18 protein-coding genes are annotated in these 19,785 nt (G+C 63.3%); 10 read left to right on the top strand and 8 right to left on the bottom strand.

The window, feature by feature from the left end; translation table 11 throughout:
• Positions 1 to 2 precede the first annotated feature (2 nt).
• A complete protein-coding gene (locus AC0CMF_RS23100) occupies positions 3 to 1,478 on the top strand; it encodes an NAD-dependent succinate-semialdehyde dehydrogenase (RefSeq protein ID WP_374630816.1) in 1,476 nt (491 codons plus the stop codon).
• A 281-nt stretch (positions 1,479 to 1,759) separates the two neighbouring features.
• On the opposite strand, the gene AC0CMF_RS23095 is transcribed toward AC0CMF_RS23100, so the two are convergent.
• The 5 genes from AC0CMF_RS23095 to AC0CMF_RS23075 all read right to left on the bottom strand — a co-directional run bounded on the left by AC0CMF_RS23095 (position 1,760) and on the right by AC0CMF_RS23075 (position 5,768).
• Complete coding sequence (locus AC0CMF_RS23095) at positions 1,760 to 2,170, bottom strand: VOC family protein (protein WP_050474802.1); 411 nt, start codon at positions 2,168 to 2,170, stop codon at positions 1,760 to 1,762.
• 296 nt (positions 2,171 to 2,466) lie between these two features.
• A complete protein-coding gene (locus AC0CMF_RS23090) occupies positions 2,467 to 3,084 on the bottom strand; it encodes a hypothetical protein (protein ID WP_122520718.1) in 618 nt (205 codons plus the stop codon).
• 5 nt (positions 3,085 to 3,089) lie between these two features.
• Positions 3,090 to 3,380: a hypothetical protein gene (locus AC0CMF_RS23085; protein WP_122520719.1), complete on the bottom strand. Its 291-nt coding sequence runs from the start codon at positions 3,378 to 3,380 to the stop codon at positions 3,090 to 3,092.
• A 405-nt stretch (positions 3,381 to 3,785) separates the two neighbouring features.
• The gene (locus AC0CMF_RS23080; protein WP_374630819.1) at positions 3,786 to 5,063 is read right to left on the bottom strand and encodes an NAD(P)/FAD-dependent oxidoreductase; all 1,278 of its coding nucleotides are present in this window, start codon (positions 5,061 to 5,063) and stop codon (positions 3,786 to 3,788) included.
• A 39-nt stretch (positions 5,064 to 5,102) separates the two neighbouring features.
• Positions 5,103 to 5,768, bottom strand: a complete 666-nt coding sequence (locus tag AC0CMF_RS23075; protein WP_050474851.1) for a haloacid dehalogenase type II — start codon at positions 5,766 to 5,768, stop codon at positions 5,103 to 5,105.
• Between the two features lie 342 nt (positions 5,769 to 6,110).
• On the opposite strand from AC0CMF_RS23075, the gene AC0CMF_RS23070 reads away from it, so the two are divergent.
• The 8 genes from AC0CMF_RS23070 (at position 6,111) to AC0CMF_RS23035 (ending at position 15,470) form a co-directional block, all read left to right on the top strand.
• Positions 6,111 to 6,977 carry a GNAT family N-acetyltransferase gene (locus AC0CMF_RS23070; protein ID WP_374630841.1) on the top strand — a complete coding sequence of 289 codons (867 nt, stop codon included), beginning with the start codon at positions 6,111 to 6,113 and terminating at the stop codon, positions 6,975 to 6,977.
• 50 nt (positions 6,978 to 7,027) lie between these two features.
• A complete protein-coding gene (locus tag AC0CMF_RS23065) occupies positions 7,028 to 8,404 on the top strand; it encodes an aspartate aminotransferase family protein (protein ID WP_374630821.1) in 1,377 nt (458 codons plus the stop codon).
• A gap of 4 nt (positions 8,405 to 8,408) precedes the next feature.
• On the top strand, positions 8,409 to 9,323 hold the full coding sequence (locus AC0CMF_RS23060; RefSeq protein ID WP_374630823.1) for a 2-hydroxyacid dehydrogenase: 915 nt from the start codon (positions 8,409 to 8,411) through the stop codon (positions 9,321 to 9,323).
• Positions 9,324 to 9,549: 226 nt separating this feature from the next.
• Positions 9,550 to 10,266: an HAD-IA family hydrolase gene (locus AC0CMF_RS23055; protein ID WP_374630825.1), complete on the top strand. Its 717-nt coding sequence runs from the start codon at positions 9,550 to 9,552 to the stop codon at positions 10,264 to 10,266.
• 68 nt (positions 10,267 to 10,334) lie between these two features.
• The gene (locus tag AC0CMF_RS23050) at positions 10,335 to 11,948 is read left to right on the top strand and encodes an ABC transporter substrate-binding protein (RefSeq protein WP_374630827.1); all 1,614 of its coding nucleotides are present in this window, start codon (positions 10,335 to 10,337) and stop codon (positions 11,946 to 11,948) included.
• A 74-nt stretch (positions 11,949 to 12,022) separates the two neighbouring features.
• Positions 12,023 to 12,976 (top strand): ABC transporter permease, encoded by a 954-nt coding sequence (locus tag AC0CMF_RS23045; RefSeq protein WP_058899095.1) that lies wholly within the window; start codon positions 12,023 to 12,025, stop codon positions 12,974 to 12,976.
• Entirely contained in the window at positions 12,973 to 13,812 is an 840-nt protein-coding gene (locus AC0CMF_RS23040) for an ABC transporter permease (RefSeq protein WP_058899094.1), read from the top strand. Before AC0CMF_RS23045 ends, AC0CMF_RS23040 begins: the two co-directional genes overlap by 4 nt.
• A complete protein-coding gene (locus AC0CMF_RS23035) occupies positions 13,812 to 15,470 on the top strand; it encodes an ABC transporter ATP-binding protein (protein WP_374630830.1) in 1,659 nt (552 codons plus the stop codon). Before AC0CMF_RS23040 ends, AC0CMF_RS23035 begins: the two co-directional genes overlap by 1 nt.
• Positions 15,471 to 15,613: 143 nt before the next feature.
• On the opposite strand, the gene AC0CMF_RS23030 is transcribed toward AC0CMF_RS23035, so the two are convergent.
• The gene (locus AC0CMF_RS23030; protein ID WP_050474792.1) at positions 15,614 to 16,090 is read right to left on the bottom strand and encodes an Lrp/AsnC family transcriptional regulator; all 477 of its coding nucleotides are present in this window, start codon (positions 16,088 to 16,090) and stop codon (positions 15,614 to 15,616) included.
• A gap of 209 nt (positions 16,091 to 16,299) precedes the next feature.
• Here AC0CMF_RS23030 and AC0CMF_RS23025 point away from each other — a divergent pair, with 209 nt between their 5' ends.
• Positions 16,300 to 17,616: an NAD(P)/FAD-dependent oxidoreductase gene (locus AC0CMF_RS23025; RefSeq protein ID WP_374630832.1), complete on the top strand. Its 1,317-nt coding sequence runs from the start codon at positions 16,300 to 16,302 to the stop codon at positions 17,614 to 17,616.
• 72 nt (positions 17,617 to 17,688) lie between these two features.
• On the opposite strand, the gene AC0CMF_RS23020 is transcribed toward AC0CMF_RS23025, so the two are convergent.
• On the bottom strand, positions 17,689 to 18,552 hold the full coding sequence (locus AC0CMF_RS23020) for a GNAT family N-acetyltransferase (protein WP_050474790.1): 864 nt from the start codon (positions 18,550 to 18,552) through the stop codon (positions 17,689 to 17,691).
• A gap of 73 nt (positions 18,553 to 18,625) precedes the next feature.
• Entirely contained in the window at positions 18,626 to 19,669 is a 1,044-nt protein-coding gene (locus AC0CMF_RS23015) for a LacI family DNA-binding transcriptional regulator (protein ID WP_374630834.1), read from the bottom strand.
• Between the last annotated feature and the right edge of the window lie 116 nt (positions 19,670 to 19,785).

Genomic DNA, 19,785 nt, shown 5'->3' with positions numbered 1-19,785 from the left:
CTATGACAATTGCAATCTCTGACCTTCTGCCCGGTCTCAAGGATGCAGACCTGTTCCGCCAGCAGAGCGTGATCGGCGGCGTCTGGTGTGATGCCTCGACGGGCAAGACCATCGACGTCAGCAACCCGGCCACCGGCAAGGTCATCGGCACCGTGCCGGACATGTCGGCAGAGGACACCCGCCGCGCCATCGAGGCCGCAGACACAGCTTTCCGCGCCTGGCGCAAGGTGCCCAATGGCGAGCGCGCCGCCAGGCTGGAGCGCTGGTTCGACCTGATGGAGGAGCATGCGGATGACCTCGCGCTCATCCTGACGCTGGAGCAGGGCAAGCCGCTCAGCGAGGCCAGGGGCGAAATCACCTACGGCGCCTCCTTCGTGAAGTGGTTTGCCGAGGAAGCGCGGCGCATCGAGGGCGGCATCATCCCGGCCCCCACCAATGACCGCAAGATCCTGGCGCTGAAGGAGCCGGTGGGCGTTTCGGCCATCATCACGCCGTGGAACTTCCCCAACGCGATGATTACCCGCAAGGTCGGCCCGGCGCTCGCCGCCGGCTGCACCGTGGTGATCAAGCCGTCCGACTTCACCCCCTATTCGGCTCTGGCGCTGGCCGTTCTGGCCGAGCGGGCCGGCATTCCGGCGGGTGTCATCAACATCCTCACCGGCCAGCCGGCGGAGATCGGCGCGGAGCTGACCTCCAGTCCGGTGGTGCGCAAGCTGTCCTTCACCGGCTCCACCCGCGTTGGCTCCCTGCTGATGGCCCAGTGCGCCCCGACGGTGAAGCGGCTCAGCCTCGAGCTGGGCGGCAATGCGCCCTTCCTCGTCTTTGACGATGCGGATCTGGACGCCGCCGTGGAAGGCGCCATCGCCTCCAAGTTCCGCAACGGCGGCCAGACCTGCGTCTGCTCCAACCGCATCCTCGTCCAGTCCGGCATCTATGACGCCTTTGCTGCAAAGCTTTCCGAACGGGTGGCAGCGATGAAGGTCGGCGAGGGCCTTGAAGCGGGTGTTGCCATCGGCCCGATGATCAACCGCGCCGCCGTGGAAAAGATCGAGCGCCACGTGGCCGACGCCGTTGCCAAGGGCGCAAAGGTCGCCGCCAGGGCCGCAACGCCGGAAGGCAGCCAGTTCGCCGCCCCGGTGGTGCTGACCGGCTGCACCACGGACATGCAGCTGGCGAGCGAGGAAACCTTCGGCCCCGTCGCCCCGCTCTTCCGCTTCGAGACGGAAGAAGAGGCCGTGCGGATCGCCAACGACACCCCCTTCGGCCTTGCCGCCTATTTCTACACCCGTGACATGGCCCGCGCCTGGCGGGTGGGCGAAGCACTGGAATCGGGCATGGTCGGCCTCAACACCGGCGCCATCTCCATGGCCGTCTCCCCCTTCGGCGGCGTCAAGCAATCCGGCCTCGGCCGCGAAGGCGCCCGCGACGGCATCGAGGAATACCTCGAAACCAAATCCTTCCACATGTGCGGGCTTTGACAAGACCGGAGCGGGCCAACGGCCCGCTCCTTTGGTTTTCAGGGGCGACGAATGCAGCACTACCCTCCGCATTCGTCATGCCATGACTTGATCATGGCATCCATTCCCTGACGCTTCAGACCGGGAAAGGTGCAAGGAAATACAGCAACTACATCAAACGCCACACCGTCATGAAAGGCAACGGCGTGGATGCCATGGTCAAGCCATGGCATGACGGAGAGAGATGGGAGGGCGCTTGAGCAGCACCAATGCGCGCCACATGGGCATTGAAAACCCAGGTCTCAGCTGACCGTTCCGCCGCGATCCGGCCTGGCGAATTCGATCAGATCCCACCGGTTATCCCAAGGGTCGTTCCAGACGGCAATCCTGCCATAGGGTTCATCACGCGGCCCGGCTTCAAACTGCACGCCTTCGGCCAGCATTCGGGTGTAGTCGGCTTCAAAGTTCTCTGTTTCAAGAAACAGCCACACACGTCCGCCCCCTTGTTCTCCTATGGCAGCCGACTGCCTGTCACCCACGGCGCGGGCGAGCAGGATTTCCGTCTCGCCGCCGGAAGGAGCAATCCGGACCCAGCGTTTTCCATTACCCAGATCGGTATCTTCGCGGCATTCGAAGCCTATCCGGAGAAAGAAATTCAGAGCTTCGTCATAATCGGGAACGAGCAAGGAGAAGAGCGCAATACGTCTTGGCATGAAGACAGCCCGTCATTGAGTGATCAAATCTGTCTGCCGATGATTGTCCGAGTCGGCGATTGCCCAAAGACGTTTCTGACGCTGCCAGCACTTCCGTCATTCGCCCCTCTACTCTTTCGTCCTGCCATGACTTGATCACGGCATCCATTCCCTGACGTTTCAGACCGGAAAAGCGAAAGAAAATACAGATAGTTACAGAAAAATCACGCAGCCATGAAAGGCAATGGCATGGATGCCATGGTGAAGCCATGGCAAGACAGAGAGAGACGGTGGGGCACCCGCCCATTACACAGCCGTCACGCAGCCACCGCTGCCGCCATGCGGCGCAACTCTGGCAGCATGGCGGGTTCGTCGGGTTCGACGATTTCAGAGGTGATATCCGCCACGATGGACTTGATGAGGGTGGTCCGGTTCAGCGCAGTCTCTCTGGCAAGTTTATCCAGTTCATCTCGCATTCGGCTGCTGACCTTCATGGAGATGCGTTTCACCGGCTCGTCACGCCAGCTTTTCCAGATTTCCCGCTGCGTTTGCGCATATCCGCACAGCCGCGCCAGAACCTCTGCGTCACTGGCAGCCCGGCGCAGGAAGTAAGTGATCAGCGGCTTGCGCAGGGACACGCCAGCTGCTGGATCAATCCGGTAAGCAGCCAGATCCAGCGCGTCGAGGAACGGTGCGGGCACCATCACCTCCAGAGGCTCGGTGGCAAGGTCCCGCGCATCACGGATGGCAGGCGTGGACTGCGGCGGGATGGCCACGACGGTGCCGCAGCTGTCGCAGGTGGCCGCCATGATCTGCCGCGCCACACCGTGCCCGCTCTCAAAGGGCACGTCATGATAACCGAAGGTCGTTGTCACGATCTGCCGGCAGTGCTCGCACACTGCCTTGCCCTTGTCTCCCGCATGCCAGATCTTCATGTTGGTTACTCCGACAGATGCACGCTGATGAAAACCGTATCGGGGTCGACGAAATAGAACTTCACGTACCAGCCATCGCGCTTGAAGATATGGACCTCAAGTCCGCCGATCTCATGATGTACTGACCTGTGATGGTGCGCTCCGTTACATCTCTCGATGATCCGGATCAGTTGCTCCGGCGATATGCCACCGGTCAGCAGCGCATTCTTGTCCTCGATACGCCCACGGGCCGCGTGCAGATATGTCCCCTCGTGCAAGGCTTTGATAACGCGATGCTTGACCTCCCTGAACTCCATCGCAACCTCAATATACGAGAATTATCGTAAAAAATCAATCCGTATCATTCCCCCCCGGAGAAGATGGGGCACGTCCGTCTGCGAAGCCGGAGAAGACTATAAAAGCAATCAAAGCGTGTATTTCAATTAAATTACCATCCGGCCAAAACCTGACCTGAACGCTCTTCACCACCCCCCTCCGTATTCGTCATGCCATGACTTGATCCTTCAGACCGGAAAAGCGAATGAAAATACAGATAGTTACAGAAAAATCATGCGGCCATGAAAGGCAACGGCGTGGATGCCATGGTCAAGCCATGGCATGACGGAGAGAGATGGAGAGCCGCGAGCAAGCAGGCCTTGGCACAATAAAAAAAGGCAGGCTCGGCGCCTGCCCTTTTCAGTGTCCTGCTTCCCGCCTGCCCCTCACCCGATCATGTCCTTGAACTTGTAGTAAGCCCCGACGAGCGGCAGGAACCAGGGTTGGCCGAGGTGGCCGGGGATGGCGGGCCAGGGGAGGCTGGCCCAGGGGTTGGTGCGGGCGCGGCCGAGGATCTGGTCCGCGATGATCTCGCCCATGTGGGTGGCGATCTGCGCGCCGTGGCCGGAATAGCCCATGGCGAAATATACGCCATCCGCCTCGCCGGCGCGGGGGAAGCGGTCCTTGGTCATGTCGACGAGGCCGCCCCAGCAGTAATCCACCTCGACATCCCCCAGCTGCGGGAAGATGCCTTTGAGCGCGTCCTTGAGGATGCGGCCGCTCTTTTCGTCCGAGGTCTGGTTGGAGGTGGCGGAAAAGCGGGCGCGGCCACCGAAGATCAGGCGGTTGTCCGGTGCCAGGCGGAAGTAGTTGCCCACATTCAGCGAGGTGACGCAGGTGCGGTTGCCCGGCATCACCGACTGCACTTCCGTGTCCGTCAGCGGGCGGGTGGCCAGCAGGAAACTGCCGACGGGCACGATGCGGCGGCGGAAGAAGCCGAAGGTCTTGGGCGTATAGGCACCAGTCGCCAGCACCACCTTGGCTGCACGCACGGTGCCTTTCGGCGTTTCCAGCTCGTGGCCGGCAGCCGTCTGGCGGCGGCCGGTGACAGGCGTGTTCTCGTGGATCTCCGCCCCATGCCGGGCGGCGGCTTCCGCAAGGCCCACGGCAAAGCGGCCCATGTGCATCATGGCGCTCTTCTTCTGCAGCATGCCGCCGTGGAAGATGTCCGAGCCGATTTCCCCGGCAAGCTCGGCTTTGCTCAGCATCGCCGTTTCGGGATCAACCGTGCGGTTGATGGCTTCGAGGTTACGGGCCAGCACCTCGTAATGCTGCGGCTTGGAGGCGAGCTTCAGCTTGCCCGCGCGGCGGAAATTGCAGTTGATGCCCTCCTCCGCGATGATGCGTTCGATGGTCTCGATGCCATCGTCAAAGGCCTTGTACATGGCCTTGGCGGTCTCCACCCCATAGGTGGAAATGGCGCCGGTGAAGCTGTGAGCCACCCCGTTGTTGAGGTGGCCGCCATTGCGGCCCGAGGCTCCGAAGCCGACCGTTGCCGCCTCCAGCACGATGACCCGGCGGCCCTCCATGGCCAGACGGCGTGCCGCGCCGAGGCCGGTAAACCCGGCCCCGATCACCGCAACATCATAGAGGCCCGAAGGGGCGGCCGTGGCGCCGCCGGTGAAGGCGGGCGCCGTATCCTGCCAGTAGGATGCAAATTTCATGGGTCAGCTCCCGGAGCTTGCGCGGATCACAGCCGGATTTCAGATGCCGAACACGCCCGGCAGGTCATAAACACCCTTGATTTCGGTGTATTCGTAGAAGGGGTTGGCCGGCTCGTGCTGGCGGTTGACCCAGACCTTGGACTTGATGCCCAGATCATAGGCGGTCATCAGGTCATAGCGGAAGGAGGACGACACATGGGTGATGTCTTCCGGGCCGCAGCCGAGCACGTCGAACATATATTCGAAGCCGTTCATCTGCGGCTTGTAGCTGCCGGCTTGTTCTGCCGTGATCACCTTGTGGAAGGGCGCGCCGAGCTTCTCCACGTTGGACATGATCTGGCTGTTCATGGCGTTGGAGAGGATGACGAGCGGGATTTCCTTGGCCAGTTTGGCAAGGCCTTCCGGAACATCGGGATGCGGGCCCCAAGTCGGCACTTCATTATAGATGCGCAGTGCGTCTTCCTCGCGGAAGGTGACGCCATTGCGCTTGCAGGTGCGCTTGAGGGAGTTGTGCACCACATCCGCATAGGGCTTCCAGGCGCCCAGCACCTCATCCAGCCGGTAAGCGGAGAAGTCGCGGATGAAGACGTTCATCTTCGCTTCGTCGAGCATTTCGCCATAGATGCGGCGCGCGGCGCCTGCCATGTCGAAGTTGATCAATGTGCCGTAGCAGTCGAAGGTCACGAATTTCGGGCGGAAGGTCATTTGGGTCCCCGTGCTGAAAGTGCCGGAAGGAAGAAGGCTGAGGCAGGTCATCGCTTGCCTGCTGATCTATCCTAGACAGCCTGCAAAAAAGCCCTCGCCGCTTTCGCGCCGTCCCAAAGCACATTCCGCCGTATCACAAGGGCTCCACGGCACCTTATTGCGCAACGGCCATCTGGCGCCCCGGGCCGCCTCCCTCCTCTTCCCGCCTCCGTGGCAGATCATGCTTTTAAGCACCCGGCGAACAGCGGAAGATACCGCCAGCACAGAGGCCAAGGGCGGCAAGTTTGCCCGGATGGGACATAGGCTGAGAACATCACCAGTCTTCCAGCGCAGGTTCACATGCTGACCGATGACACACTGACCATCCAGCCGATGGAACCGGACCACCTCGCCGGGGCACTGCGCCTGTCGCAGGCCGAAAAGTGGCCTCACCGGGCTGAGGATTGGAGCCTCTTCCACAGCCTGTCGAAAGGCGCCGTCGCCATCGAGAATGGCGAGGTCGTCGCAACGGCCCTGACAACGCTCTTCGGCGATGCGGCAACCATCAACATGATCATCGTCGATGGGCGCATGCGCGGGCGCGGCCTTGGCCGCAAGATGATGACCAGCGTCATGAGCCTGATCCAGCCGAAGCAATGGCGGCTGGTGGCAACGAAGGACGGCCTGCCGCTTTATGAAAAGCTCGGCTTCCGTGCAGTGGGCGAAATCTTCCAGCATCAGGGCATCGCCCAGGCACCGGAAAATGCACCGGAAAATGCTCCGGCCCTTGCTGCAGAAGGCGCTGACGGGCTGCATCCCGCCGGTCCTGAAGATGCGTCTGTTCTGGCCCAGCTCGACAAGGCCGCAACCGGCATGGACCGGACCGCGCTGATCAGCGAGCTGTTCCGTCTCGGCCGGATCTTCGTCATCCGCGAGAACGGCCAGATCACCGCCTATGCCGCGCTGCGCCCGTTCGGGCGCGGCGAGGTGGCCGGTCCCGTCATCGCGCGCGATGCGGATCAGGCGCGGCTGCTGTTGTCCCATATCCTGAAGGAATGCGAAGGCCGCTTCCTTCGGGTGGACACGGGCGCCGAGACCGGCCTTGCCCCCTGGCTGGCAAAGCATGGCCTGGCCCATGCGGGCGGAGGGATCCCCATGCGCCTTGGGGCCACCAGCGAAGCTGCCGGCCCGGTTCACACATTTGCCCTCGCCGCACAGGCGCTCGGCTGAACGGACAGTCCGGTGGCCTAAGAGCCGGCCGGAGCAGAAAGGACATTCCCATGCTTGCCAACTCGCTGGTCGAACTCGACCGTGCCCATCTCATCCATCCGGTTGCCAGCTGGCGCGGCCACGAGGCCGCCGGTGTCCGCGTGCTGAAATCCGCCAAGGGCGCCACGGTGACCGACGCCAGCGGCCGCACCCTGCTGGATGGCTTTGCCGGCCTGTGGTGCGTCAATGCCGGTTACGGGCATGAAAGCATCATCGAGGCCGCCACGAAGCAGCTGCGCGAGCTGCCCTATGCCACCGGCTACTTCGGCCTCGGCTCGGAACCGGCAATCCGCCTTGCCTCCCGTCTTGCCGAACATGCGCCGGGCGATCTCAGCCATGTCTATTTCACGCTCGGCGGCTCGGATGCGGTGGACACCACGGTCCGCTTCGTACGCTACTACTGGCAGGCCAAGGGCCAGCCGCAGAAGGAGCATTTCATCTCCGTCGAGCAGGGCTATCACGGCTCCACCACCGTTGGCTCCGGCCTCACCGCCCTGCCCGCCTTCCATGCCGGTTTCGGCGTGCCCTACACCTGGCAGCACAAGATCCCCTCGCACTACAGTTACCGCAATCCGGAGGGTGACAGCCCTGAGGCGATCATCGCGGCCTCACTTGATGCCCTGAAGGCCAAGGTCGCGGAACTGGGCGGCGCAGAGAAGGTCGCGGCCTTCTATCTGGAGCCGATCCAGGGCTCGGGCGGCGTCATCGTGCCGCCAAAGGGCTGGGTCAAGGCCATGCGCGATGCATGCAAGGAGATGGGCATCCTGTTCATCGCCGACGAGGTGATCACCGGTTTCGGCCGCACCGGCCCCATCTTCGCCTGCCTCGAGGAAGGCATCGTGCCGGACATGATGACCACCGCCAAGGGCCTCACCTCCGGCTATGTGCCGATGGGCGCAGTGTTCCTGTCCGACCACATGTATCAGGTGATGGCGGATGCGGCAGGCGCTGCCGCCATCGGCCACGGCTTCACCTATTCCGCCCATCCGGTCAGCGCGGCGGTCGGCCTTGCGGTGCTGGATCTTTATGAAAACGGCCTGTTCGACAACGGTGTGAAGATGGGCAACCTGCTGCAGCAGGGCCTTGCCTCGCTGGCAGACCACCCTCTGGTGGGCGAGGTGCGTGGGCGCGGCATGCTGGCGGCCGTGGAACTCGTCACCGACAAGGCGAAGAAGACGCCGCTCCCCGCCGCCGCCAAGCCTGCCACCCGCATCTTTGACCGGGCGTGGGAGAACGGTCTCGTCATCCGCGCCTTTGCGCAGGGCGTGCTCGGCTACGCCCCGCCGCTGTGCTGCACGGAAGACGAGATTGCCCAGATCGTCGAGCGCACAAAGCTGACGCTGGACCAGACCCTGGCGGACCCGGACGTCCGCGCGGCGATGGCCTGACCCGGTGGCGGTCCTCTACACCTCAGAGGCAAAGCGCGGCGAGATATTCGCCGCGCATTTTGCCGCCGAACTGCCCGCCCTGCCCTTCCACCGCGACAAAGCCCCCGATCCGGCGGCGGTGGAATATCTCGTCGCCTGGACGGCGCCGCAGGATGTCGGCACCCTCTATCCCAATCTCAAGCTGCTGTTTTCGGTGGGCGCGGGCGTCGACCAGCTGAACCTTGCCGGCCTGCCGCCGCAGGTGGGCGTGGTGCGCATGCTGGAGCCCGGCCTTGCCGAGCAGATGAAGGAATATGTGACGCTCGCCGTCCTTGGCCTGCACCGGGACCTGCCGCGCTACATCAGCCAGAAATCCGCCGGCCTCTGGCAAGCGGGACGCAACGTCCCGGCACGAGAGCGGCGGGTGGGCGTCATGGGCCTTGGCCAGTTGGGCAAGGCAGTGCTGGAAGCCCTTGCCCCCTTCGGCTTTCCGCTGGCCGGGTGGAGCCGCAGCCCGCAGGATATTCCGGGCGTCGACACCTTCACGGACCTTCCCGCCTTTCTCGCCCGCACGGATATTCTCATCTGCCTGCTGCCGTTGACGGCCGAGACAACGGGTCTTCTGGATGCCCAGCTTTTCGCGCAGCTGCCGCGCGGTGCGGCGCTGGTTCATGCCGGACGCGGGCGCCAGCTGGATCACGATGCCCTGCTGGACGCACTCGCCAGCGGCCAGCTCTCCAATGCCTGGGTCGACGTGACGGACCCGGAACCGCTGCCCGCAGAGCATCCCTTCTGGCAGCACCAGCAGATTGTGCTGACACCGCATGTCGCCTGCCAGACGCGCGCGGATGATGGTGCAAGGCATGTGATCGCCGGAATCCGGGCGCATCGGGCGGGATTGCCGGTGCCGGGACTGATCGACCGCGCCAGAGGCTACTGAAGCTCCATGCACGGCAAAATGCCATAAAACAGCAGATTGTGCCGAAGCACGATTGGATTCGGAGCATATGCCGCGCAAAAGACCCGCAAACTGATCTGCAGAAATCAAGGCAAAGCATACAAAATGCGAGCCAAGCCCGCAAAACAGACCGGGCCAACAAATTGGCAGAAAATGCCGGAAACCAACCAGAGGACGCCGCAGCTTCTGCGGCAATACGGGACTCAGAATGACGGCACAGCCTCTCGCGTCGTTCCGCTATATGACATTTGATGTCGTCGGGACGCTCATCGACTTTGAAGGCGGCTTAATCTCCGCCCTTTCGCAGATTGCGGCAGATCAGGGCGTCAGCCTCGACGGAGAGGAGGCCCTCGCCCACTACCGCGCTGCCCGCTACATGCCGGAAGCGCAGCTCTTCCCGGATGATCTCGCCCGCGTCTACACGGTCATCGCGCCCAAGCTGGGCCTGGATCCGGACCCTTCGCATGGCGAACGCCTGCGGCAAGCAGTGGCGGACTGGCAGCCCTTTGCCGACAGCGTTGCAGCACTGGCGGAGCTCAAGAAGACCTATCGCCTGATCGCCATGACCAATGCGCAGCGGTGGGCCTTCGAGCATTTCAACGAAAAGCTCGGCTATCCCTTCCATGCGGCTTTCACCACCGATGACACGGGATCGGAAAAGCCGGACCCGGCCTTCTTCGAGCAGGTTTTCCGCTTTGTGGAGCAGGAAGGCGCGGACAAGAACGCGATCCTGCACGTGGCCCAGAGCCAGTATCACGATATCGGCGTCTCCCGCAGCCTTGGCATGACCAACTGCTGGATCGAGCGCAGGCACGCCCAGCCGGGATACGGCGGCACCATCGAGCCCGCGCAGTTCACGAAGCCCGATTACCACTTCACCTCCATGGCCGGGCTCGCCGCGGCCGCGGAGGCCGGACCCTCCTGACAGCCGGCAGGCAGGTTCGCGGCAATAAAAACAAAAAGCCGGGCATATCTACGACAAGGGGAACACTGATGAGCAAATCTGAAATCAACAACTGGACCCGCAACGACGATGCGATGGTCGAGGACGCAATCCGCCGCGGCGCCAGCCGCCGCGACATCATGCGCATGTTCCTTGCCGGCGGCATCGGCCTTGCGGCCGGCGGCTCGCTCTTTGCCCGCGCCACCTCGGCGCTCGCTGCAACCCCGGTCAAGGGCGGCCACTTCAAGGCTGCCGGCTGGTCCTCGTCCACCTCGGACACGCTGGACCCGGCCAAGGCCTCGCTCTCGACCGACTATGTGCGCTGCTGTTCGCTCTACAACCGCCTCACCTTCCTCAACGATGGCGGCACGCTGAGCATGGAACTGGCCGACAGCATCGAAAGCTCGGATGCCAAGGTCTGGATCGTCAAGCTGAAGTCCGGCGTCACCTTCCATGACGGCAAGTCCCTCACCTCGGCCGACGTGGTGTTCTCGCTGATGCGCCACCTCGACAAGGAGACCGGCTCCAAGGTCAATGCCATCGCCAAGCAGATTACGGGCGTCAAGGCCGTTGACCCGCTGACGGTCGAAATCACGCTGGAAGCTCCCAACGCCGATCTTCCGACCATCCTGGCCATGCATCACTTCATGATCGTGCAGGACGGCACCACCGACTTCAGCAAGGGCATCGGCACCGGCGCCTTCAAGCTGGAAAGCTTCGAGCCGGGCGTGCGCTCGCTGATGAGCCGCAACGAAAACTACTTCAAGCCGGGTGGTCCGAACGTCGACAGCTTCGAGTATTTCGCCATCCCCGACGAAATGGCCCGCGTCAGCGCCGTCATCTCCGGCGACATTCACCTCGGCGCTTCCATCAAGCCGCAGTCCATGCGCCTCCTCGAAAGCGCCAGCGGCGTTGATCTGGTGAAGTCCACCGCCGGTAACTACACCAACCTGAACTTCCGCATGGACATGGAGCCAGGCAGCAAGTTCGACCTGATCGAGGGCGTGAAGTACCTGTTCGACCGCGAACTGATCCAGATGGCAGTGATGCGGGGCCTCGCCGAAGTCGCCAACGATCAGCCGATTTCTGCGATGAATGCCTATCACAACGCTGACCTGAAGCCGCGTGCCTTCGACCCGGAAAAGGCCAAGCATCACTTCGAGAAGGCAGGTCTTCTGGGCCAGACGATCCCGGTCGTTGCCTCCGATGCCGCAACCGCCTCCGTCGAAATGGCCACGGTGCTGCAGCAGGCTGGCAGCAAGATCGGCATGAACTTCGACATTCAGCGCGTGCCCTCCGATGGCTACTGGTCCAACTACTGGCTCAAGGCCCCGGTCCACTTCGGCAACATCAACCCGCGCCCGACGCCGGACATCCTGTTCTCGCTGCTCTATGCTTCCAATGCCCCCTGGAACGAGAGCCAGTACAAGTCGGAGAAGTTCGACAGCATGCTGGCCGAAGCCCGCGGCGAACTGGACAACGAGAAGCGCAAGACGATCTACGGCGAAATGCAGGTGATGGTGGCCAACGAAGCAGGCACGGTCATCCCGGCTTACCTCTCCAACGTGGATGCGAAGCAGACCAAGCTGAAGGGCCTGGAGCCGAACCCGCTGGGCGGCCAGATGGGCTATGCCATGGCCGAATACGTCTGGCTCGAAGCCTGACAGTCTGCCAGCATCGAACCGGAGGCGCTTGCCGCCTCCGGTCTCATCTTTCCCTATCTGCAGAGGCTGCCTGAATGTCGGGGCAAATCGCTTTCCTGGTTCTTGGACGGCTCGGCGTGACTATGCTCACGCTGCTGATCGTGTCCTTCGTCGTCTTCGGCGCTACCCTCCTGCTGCCGGGCGATGTGGCGGAGATCCTGCTGGGTCAGGCCGCCACGCCCGAAGCCGTTGCCGGGCTGCGCGAGGCCATGCATCTCGATTCCCCGGCGCTCATCCGCTACGGCCAGTGGCTTCTGGGTATGGTTCAGGGCGATTTCGGCGTCTCCTATGCCAACAACATGCCGATTGGCGACATGATCGGCACCCGTCTTGCCAACACCCTGCGCCTGGCTGCCGTCACCACCACCATCGCCGTGCCGCTGGCCCTGTTTCTCGGCATCACCATGGCCGTCTACAAGGGCTCGCTCTATGACCGGGCCGTCACGACCACCGTGGTTTCCGTCATCTCCGTTCCCGAATTCATGATCGCCACCTTCGCCGTGCTGGTCTTTGCCGTTTGGCTGCGCTGGCTGCCCGCCCTGTCGCTGGCCAATGACGTGAGCAGCTTCAGCCAGCTCCTGAAGGTCTTTGCCATGCCGGTGATCACGCTGACCTGCGTCATCTCGGCCCAGATGATCCGCATGACCCGTGCCGCCGTGATCGACGCGCTGAAGATGCCCTATGTGGAAATGGCGCTTCTTAAAGGTGCATCTCGCAGCCGCATGGTGATGCGCCACGCCCTGCCCAATGCCATCGGCCCGATCGCCAATGCGGTTGCCCTGTCCCTGTCCTACCTGCTGGGCGGCGTGATCATCGTTGAGACGATCTTCAACTATCCGGGCATTGCCAAGCTGATGGTGGATGCAGTTTCCACCCGTGACCTGCCGCTCATCCAGAGCTGCGCCATGATCTTCTGCTTCGGCTTCCTGCTGCTGATCACCATCGCAGACATCATCGCCATTCTCTCCAACCCGAGGCTGCGCAAATGAGCCAGATGCCCGTTTCCTCGCCCCGCTTCGGTTTCCGGATCAACACCACCGGCATCGTTGCTGGACTGATCATCCTGTTCTGGGCGCTCGTGGCCATCGCCGGCCCCTCGGTTGCCCCTTACGCTCCCGGCGATATCGTCGATTTCGATTTCTACGGACCCATCTCGGAAAAGCTGTGGCTGGGCTCGGACTATCTCGGCCGGGACATTTTCTCCCGCATCCTGCTGGGCACGCGCTACACCGTCGGCATTTCTTTTGCCGCCGTCTGTATCGCCTGTTTCTCCGGCGTGGTTCTCGGCATGACGGCGGCCGTCACCGGCGGCTGGTTCGACACGGTGCTGAGCCGCGTGCTGGATGCACTCAACTCGATCCCGTCCAAGCTCTTCGGGCTCGTCATGGTCGCGGCCATCGGCTCGTCCATTCCGGTGCTGATCATCCTGCTGGCCGTCATCTATACCCCCGGCTCCTACCGCTTTGCCCGGGCCCTGGCGGTCAATTGCAACACGATGGATTACGTCACCGTGGCGCGGGCGCGCGGCGAGCGGACGCTGTATCTCATCTTCCAGGAGATCCTGCCCAACATCACCGGCCCGGTGCTGGCTGACCTTGGCCTGCGCTTTGTCTTCATCGTGCTGCTGCTGTCCGGCCTTTCCTTCCTGGGCCTCGGCGTGCAGCCGCCCAATGCGGACTGGGGCTCCCTCGTAAAGGAAAACCTCGGTGGCCTGCCCTTCGGCGCCCCCGCCGTGATTGCACCATGCCTTGCCATCGCCAGCCTGACGATCAGCGTCAACCTTCTGATCGACAACCTGCCAGTCAAGATCCGGGACCGCGCCTGATGACCAAACCTCTTGCCGAAATCCAGGACCTGCACGTCGAAGCCCGCACCGACTCGGGCCGCCGGGTGGAGATCATCAAGGGCGTCAGCCTGACCATCAATCCGGGCGAGATCGTCGCGCTCATCGGCGAAAGCGGGTCGGGCAAGACCACCATCGCCCTCACCCTGATGGGCTACACCCGTGCCGGCTGCAAGATCAGCGGCGGCAAGGTCCTGCTCGGCGGCCAGGATCTGGTGACGATGAGCGAAGCCTCGCGCCAGAAGCTGCGCGGCACGGATGTGGCCTATGTGCCGCAAAGTGCAGCCGCCGCCTTCAATCCGTCCCACCGGCTGATCGATCAGGTCGTCGAGGTAGCCAGCATCCACAAGCTGATGAGCCGGACGGAAGCCCGCGCCAAGGCCGTGGAACTGTTCCGCGCCCTCGCCCTGCCCGATCCGGAAACCATCGGCGAGCGCTATCCGCATCAGGTCTCCGGCGGCCAGCTGCAGCGCCTTGCCGCTGCCATGGCTCTCATCGGCGGCCCGCAACTCGTCATCTTCGACGAGCCCACCACCGCGCTGGACGTCACCACCCAGATCGAGGTGCTGCGCGCCTTCAAGTCCGTCATGCGCAAAGGCGGCATGGCCGGGGTCTATGTCTCCCACGACCTTGCCGTCGTCGCGCAGATTGCGGACCGGATCATCGTGCTCAAGGGCGGTGAGATCCAGGAGGAAGGCTCGACACAGCAGATCCTGCATGCGGCCACCCACCCTTATACGAAAGAGCTTCTGGCCGCGTTCCAGCCGGTGCCCTTCGCCGCTCCTGCGGAGGCTGAGGTGGACATGCCCGTCAAGCGGCCCATCCTCGAAGTCAGCGGCGTTTACGCAGGCTATGGCCCGATCGAACCGACCGGCCTGCCCTTCAAGACCGTGCTGAAGAACGTCAGCTGCAAGCTGGAGCGCGGGCATAATCTCGGCGTCATCGGCGAAAGCGGCTCGGGCAAATCCACCCTCGCCCGCGTCATCGCCGGTTTGCTGCCGCCGGTTCGCGGCCATGTGCAGCTGGATGGCCACGAGGTCGATCCGCGCGCAAGACAGCGCAGCAAGGAAGAACTGCGGCGCATGCAGATCGTCTTCCAGCTTGCCGACACGGCGTTGAACCCGTCCCGCTCCGTCTCCGACATCCTTGGCCGTCCGCTTGCCTTCTACCATGGGCAGAAAGGCGCTGCGCAGGAGGCCCGTGTCAACGAGCTTCTGGACATGGTGCAACTGCCCCGCGCCCTGCGCCACCGCATGCCGGGCGAACTTTCCGGCGGCCAGAAGCAGCGCGTCAACTTCGCCAGAGCCCTTGCCGCCAAACCGGACATCATCCTGTGCGACGAGATCACCTCTGCCCTCGACACGGTCGTCGCGGCAGCCGTGATCGAGCTTCTGAAGGAGCTGCAGCGGGAGCTGGGCCTCTCCTACGTCTTCATCAGCCACGACCTCTCCACCGTCCAGTCGATCTGTGATCAGGTGATGGTGATGCAGCACGGCGAGATGGTGGAGCTTCTGGCCAATGACCAGCTGCCGGGCGGCGCCACGCACCCCTATTCCAAACTGCTTTTTTCCTCCGTGCCGAAACTCGACACCGGCTGGCTCGACAGCCTGCCCGAGAATTTCGCCAGCACGGCGGCCTGAGAGGCTGGGCTTTGGGGAGTACAAGTTCTCGCCGGAACAACTCCGGCGGGAGCGTCCGCACGCTCCTTTCCATCGTCACCCCGGATCGCGCAAGTGCGTCCGGGATGAGTGCGGAGAAGCACAACCAGCGATCTGATCGCCCCTCACATCGGGAAAATCGTCTTCAGCGGCAGGTGGGATTTCACGAAAGGCGACTTCATCACCACGAAGCTGAAATACTTGTCGATACCGACATCCATGTCGATCATCCGCTCCATGATCGCCTGATAATCGCCGATGCTGCCGGTGACGAATTTCAGCAGGTAGTCATAGCCGCCGGAGATCAGGTGGCATTCGATGATCTCCTCCACCTTTTCCGCCGCCTGCTGGAAGCGGTCGAAGTCCATCTTGCGGTGGTTCTTCAAGGTGATTTCGGTGAAAACCGTCAGCGTCGGGCCGAGTTTGGCAAGATCGATCTGCGCCGCATAGCCGGTGATATAGCCCGCCTGTTGCAGCTTTTTCACCCGCATCAGACAGGGGCTGGGCGACAGGTGCACAAGCTCGGCCAGCTCCACATTGGTGATGCGGCCATTTTTCTGCAGCTCGTGCAGAATGCGGATGTCGATCCGGTCCAGCTTCATCATGCCCTCTCGCAATCAGCCGAGAGTAAGCAGAAAATGCCGGATAGGCAATCAGCCAAATTTCCCTGAATACAAAAAGATTTCTCCACGGGACGAACACCTCCCGCCGCCCACGCATCCAGTTTCAGCAGAAAATGCCGCATCATGGCATCACTGCAGTAGCCATGCCTGACAGGCCGCCGCTAGGCTGCAAGTCAAAGGAGCCTTCCATGCGCGTACCTCTACTAACAATCGAAACCGCCGATGACATGCCAGCCGAAGCCGATGTCGTGATCATCGGCGCCGGCATTGTGGGCACCTGCGCAGCCTATTACCTCGCAAAGCGCGGGGTGAAGGTGGTGCTGGTGGAAAAGGGCCGCGCTGGCGCCGAGCAATCCAGCCGCAACTGGGGCTGGTGCCGCCAGCAGAACCGCGATGAACGCGAACTCCCGATGGCGACCCGCAGCCTCGCACTGTGGGATGAGCTTGCCGCCGAAATCGGCCCCGGCATTGGCTTCCGCCGCTCCGGCCTGCTGTATTTGTCCAACAACGAGGCCGAGATCGAGGGCTGGGCGCGCTGGCGCGATTTCGCCCGTACGCAGAATGTCATCACCCACATGCTCACCGCCGAAGAGGCCGCCGAGCGCGGGCGGGCAACGGGCAAGAGCTGGAAGGGCGGCGTCTTCTCCCCGACCGATGGCATTGCCGATCCGGCCAGCGCCGTGCCGCTGATTGCGAAGGCCGCCGAGACCCATGGCGGCCGCGTGCTGCAGAACTGCGCCGTGCGCGGGCTGGAACTCTCCGGCGGCCGTGTCAGCGGCGTCGTGACCGAGCGCGGCACCATCCGCACAAAGACTGCCGTCATGGCGGGCGGTGCCTGGGCCTCCAGCTTCTGCCGCCAGCTCGGCATCCGTTTTCCGCAGGCCTCCGTCCGCGCCTCGATCCTCGCCGTCAGCGAGGCAGCAGGCATTCCGGATGCACTGCACACGGCACGCGTGTCTCTGACCGCACGCAAGGGCGGGCACACGCTCGCCATTTCCGGCCGCGCCCGTGTTGACCCGACCGCGCAGATGCTGCGCTTCGGCACCACCTTCGTTCCGATGTTCCTGAAGCGGCACAAGTCCCTCGCCGTCGGCGGACTTGAGGGCCTGCGCAGCGGCCACGAGAGCCTGTCGCGCTGGCGGCTCGACCGGGAAACGCCGATGGAGCATATGCGCATCCTCGATCCGAAGCCTGATCCGTCGCAGATCCGCGACACGCTGGCCCGTGCCCGCGAGTTGATCCCGGCCCTCAAGGAAAGCCAGGTCACCGCTGCCTGGGCCGGCTATATCGACAGCACGCCGGACGGCGTTCCGGCCATTGGCGAAACGCAGGTCCCCGGCTTCGTGCTTGCCGCCGGCTTCAGCGGCCACGGCTTCGGCATCGGCACAGGCGCGGGCGACATGATCGCCGATATCGTTATGGGCAAGGAGCCGGCGCTCGACGCCAAGCCCTATCATCCCTCCCGCTTCAGCGAGAGTTCCTGGGGCAAGGTTGCCGATTTCTAAGACAGGGCCTGCCTGCCAGAATGGACAGAGCCCGGCGCACAGGCCTGGCCAGTCCGCATCTCTCAGTCTGCGTCATCCCAAGGCGTGATTGACAAGACCGAAGGTGGTGACCGGGCCGCATTCAGGCACGTTGCCCAGGGTCATGGTCGTCACCGTATCGAAAACGCCAAGTCCGGCTTCCTGCAGGAAACGGCGCAGCGGACCGTCTTCAGCTCTCGTGTCCATGCGCAGGAACACACCCTGATGAGCTGCCACATGCGGACGGATGAGGGCAATCGCATCCTCTTCGGTCTCTGCCACGACAGGCCCGATCACACGCCCGCGGCCAAACTCCCGGCTCAGCGCAAAACCGGCCACTTTGCCTTCGCGCAGGATGACCGTGCCCTCGGAGAGCTCGAAGAGCCGCTCGAACACCTGACTGCGGTCTGCGCCATAAGCACTGGCATCAAGAGCAACGATCTCCGAAGCATGCTCGGGGAGCATCGGCACCGCGGTTTCAGGCCCATCAGGCACTTTTACCGCCATGCCCTGATGCTGATAGACGGTCGCCCGGGGAATGAAGCCCAGCGACAGATACAGCCGGTAGGCTGCCTTGGTGGCATTGAGCACCTTGCCACGGTCGGCCGTATCGGCCAGCACGTGCTGCATCAGCCAGGCCCCTGCCCCATGCTCCTGCAGGCGCGGTGACGTGATGACCATGCCGATGGTCGCAAGCTCAGCACCAATGGGAAACCACATGGCAGAGCCCAGCACGCGGCCGATCTCGTCGCGGGCGACATAGCCATGGCCGAGACCGATGGCGAGTTCCCAGTCCTTGGGACGGTGCGGCCAGTTGACGCCAATCGACAGCTCATGCAACCGGGGAATGTCATCCGGCAGCATGTCCGTGCGGGTCACCTCGTAGGTGTCGAGCGTCTTGGTCAGACCGGCCTGCACGCGCTTGCTCCCTCAAGTTGCGGTCAGGACGAGTCTAACAGCTGACGGCGGAATTTCGTGCTATTTCCGGGTGTTATGAAGCAGATTCTGCCACAGCCCGTTCCCTGCCCCAGTCCGGCAACAGCGGACGCGTGGTGTTGCCCTCGATAATGCGCAATCCGATCTCCTGACCCGGACCGGGTGCACTCCTGCGGCAAAGCTGGAGGAGGCAGCAGGCCGCATCGCGCCCAAGCTGCAGGCGCGGCAGATCCAGCGTGGTCAGCCGCGTGCGGATGGAAAAGGCATGCGCGGTGCCGTTGAAGCCGATGACCGACACCTGCCCCGGCACATCGATCCCCGCCTCGAAGAGATAGCGCAGGCCGCCTGCCGCCATCGCATCATTGAGGAAGTGGATCCCTTCCACATCCGGCACGCTTCCCAGCAGCTGCTGGACCAGCAGGTTGCCGCTTTCCACCTGCCGCGGCAAAGTGCCGCCATCCAGAACGGTCAGGCGTGCACCGGCGGCCGACACCTCCGCCGCAAATCCCTTGAAGCGCTCGCGGGCGCATAGATCGGCCTCCAGCTGCGAGCCGACATAGGCAAGGCGCCGGAGGCCCGCATCCAGCAGCCGCCGTGCCGCCATGCGCCCAGCCCCGGCGTGATCAACCCCCACCGCCGCATCAAGACCGGCATTGCGCTGATCCCACATCTGCACCGCCGGCACCTGCCGCCGCTCCAGCAGCACCCCCGCCTTTTCCGTGCGCTGGATCCCGCCCGACACCAGCAATCCTGCGGGCTTCAGCGACAGCATGGTCCGCAGCAGGCTCTCTTCCAGCTCGGGGTCGAAGAAGGTCTCGCCAATGAAGGTCTGCAGCCCCTCCGGCCGCAGCACCCCGTGAATGCCGCCCAGAACCTCCGCATAGACATGATCGCTGATCGAGGGGATGAGAACCGCCACAAGCTTGCTGGTGCGTGAACTGAGCGCACCGGCAAGCGAGTTGGGCACATAGCCCAGTTCGTCGGCCAGCTGCTTGATTCGCGCCCGTGTCCCGGCACTCAGCCGCCCGGTATCCCTGAGCGCCTTCGACACGGTCATCGGGCTGACCCCTGCCCGCACCGCCAGATCGGAAATGGTCACGGGACGCTCTTCCGGAAGAGCTTGACGCTCAAATTTGTTATCGATATCATCCATGGTGGGTTAACGATAACCCAAACGCACAGCCCGTGCAATTTGAAGCATTCCAACTTCTGGGA

The organism is Pannonibacter sp. CBAS1226 (assembly GCF_055685825.1).
This window is presented reverse-complemented; position numbering and strand designations above follow the sequence as displayed.

Coding starts and splice junctions, on each gene's coding strand:
- AC0CMF_RS23100 (WP_374630816.1), top strand. CDS start 3: ATGACAATTGCAATCTCTGACCTTCTGCCCGGTCTCAAGGATGCAGAC.
- AC0CMF_RS23095 (WP_050474802.1), bottom strand. CDS start 2,170: ATGCCAAGACGTATTGCGCTCTTCTCCTTGCTCGTTCCCGATTATGAC.
- AC0CMF_RS23090 (WP_122520718.1), bottom strand. CDS start 3,084: ATGAAGATCTGGCATGCGGGAGACAAGGGCAAGGCAGTGTGCGAGCAC.
- AC0CMF_RS23085 (WP_122520719.1), bottom strand. CDS start 3,380: ATGGAGTTCAGGGAGGTCAAGCATCGCGTTATCAAAGCCTTGCACGAG.
- AC0CMF_RS23080 (WP_374630819.1), bottom strand. CDS start 5,063: ATGAAATTTGCATCCTACTGGCAGGATACGGCGCCCGCCTTCACCGGC.
- AC0CMF_RS23075 (WP_050474851.1), bottom strand. CDS start 5,768: ATGACCTTCCGCCCGAAATTCGTGACCTTCGACTGCTACGGCACATTG.
- AC0CMF_RS23065 (WP_374630821.1), top strand. CDS start 7,028: ATGCTTGCCAACTCGCTGGTCGAACTCGACCGTGCCCATCTCATCCAT.
- AC0CMF_RS23055 (WP_374630825.1), top strand. CDS start 9,550: ATGACGGCACAGCCTCTCGCGTCGTTCCGCTATATGACATTTGATGTC.
- AC0CMF_RS23050 (WP_374630827.1), top strand. CDS start 10,335: ATGAGCAAATCTGAAATCAACAACTGGACCCGCAACGACGATGCGATG.
- AC0CMF_RS23045 (WP_058899095.1), top strand. CDS start 12,023: ATGTCGGGGCAAATCGCTTTCCTGGTTCTTGGACGGCTCGGCGTGACT.
- AC0CMF_RS23040 (WP_058899094.1), top strand. CDS start 12,973: ATGAGCCAGATGCCCGTTTCCTCGCCCCGCTTCGGTTTCCGGATCAAC.
- AC0CMF_RS23035 (WP_374630830.1), top strand. CDS start 13,812: ATGACCAAACCTCTTGCCGAAATCCAGGACCTGCACGTCGAAGCCCGC.
- AC0CMF_RS23030 (WP_050474792.1), bottom strand. CDS start 16,090: ATGAAGCTGGACCGGATCGACATCCGCATTCTGCACGAGCTGCAGAAA.
- AC0CMF_RS23025 (WP_374630832.1), top strand. CDS start 16,300: ATGCGCGTACCTCTACTAACAATCGAAACCGCCGATGACATGCCAGCC.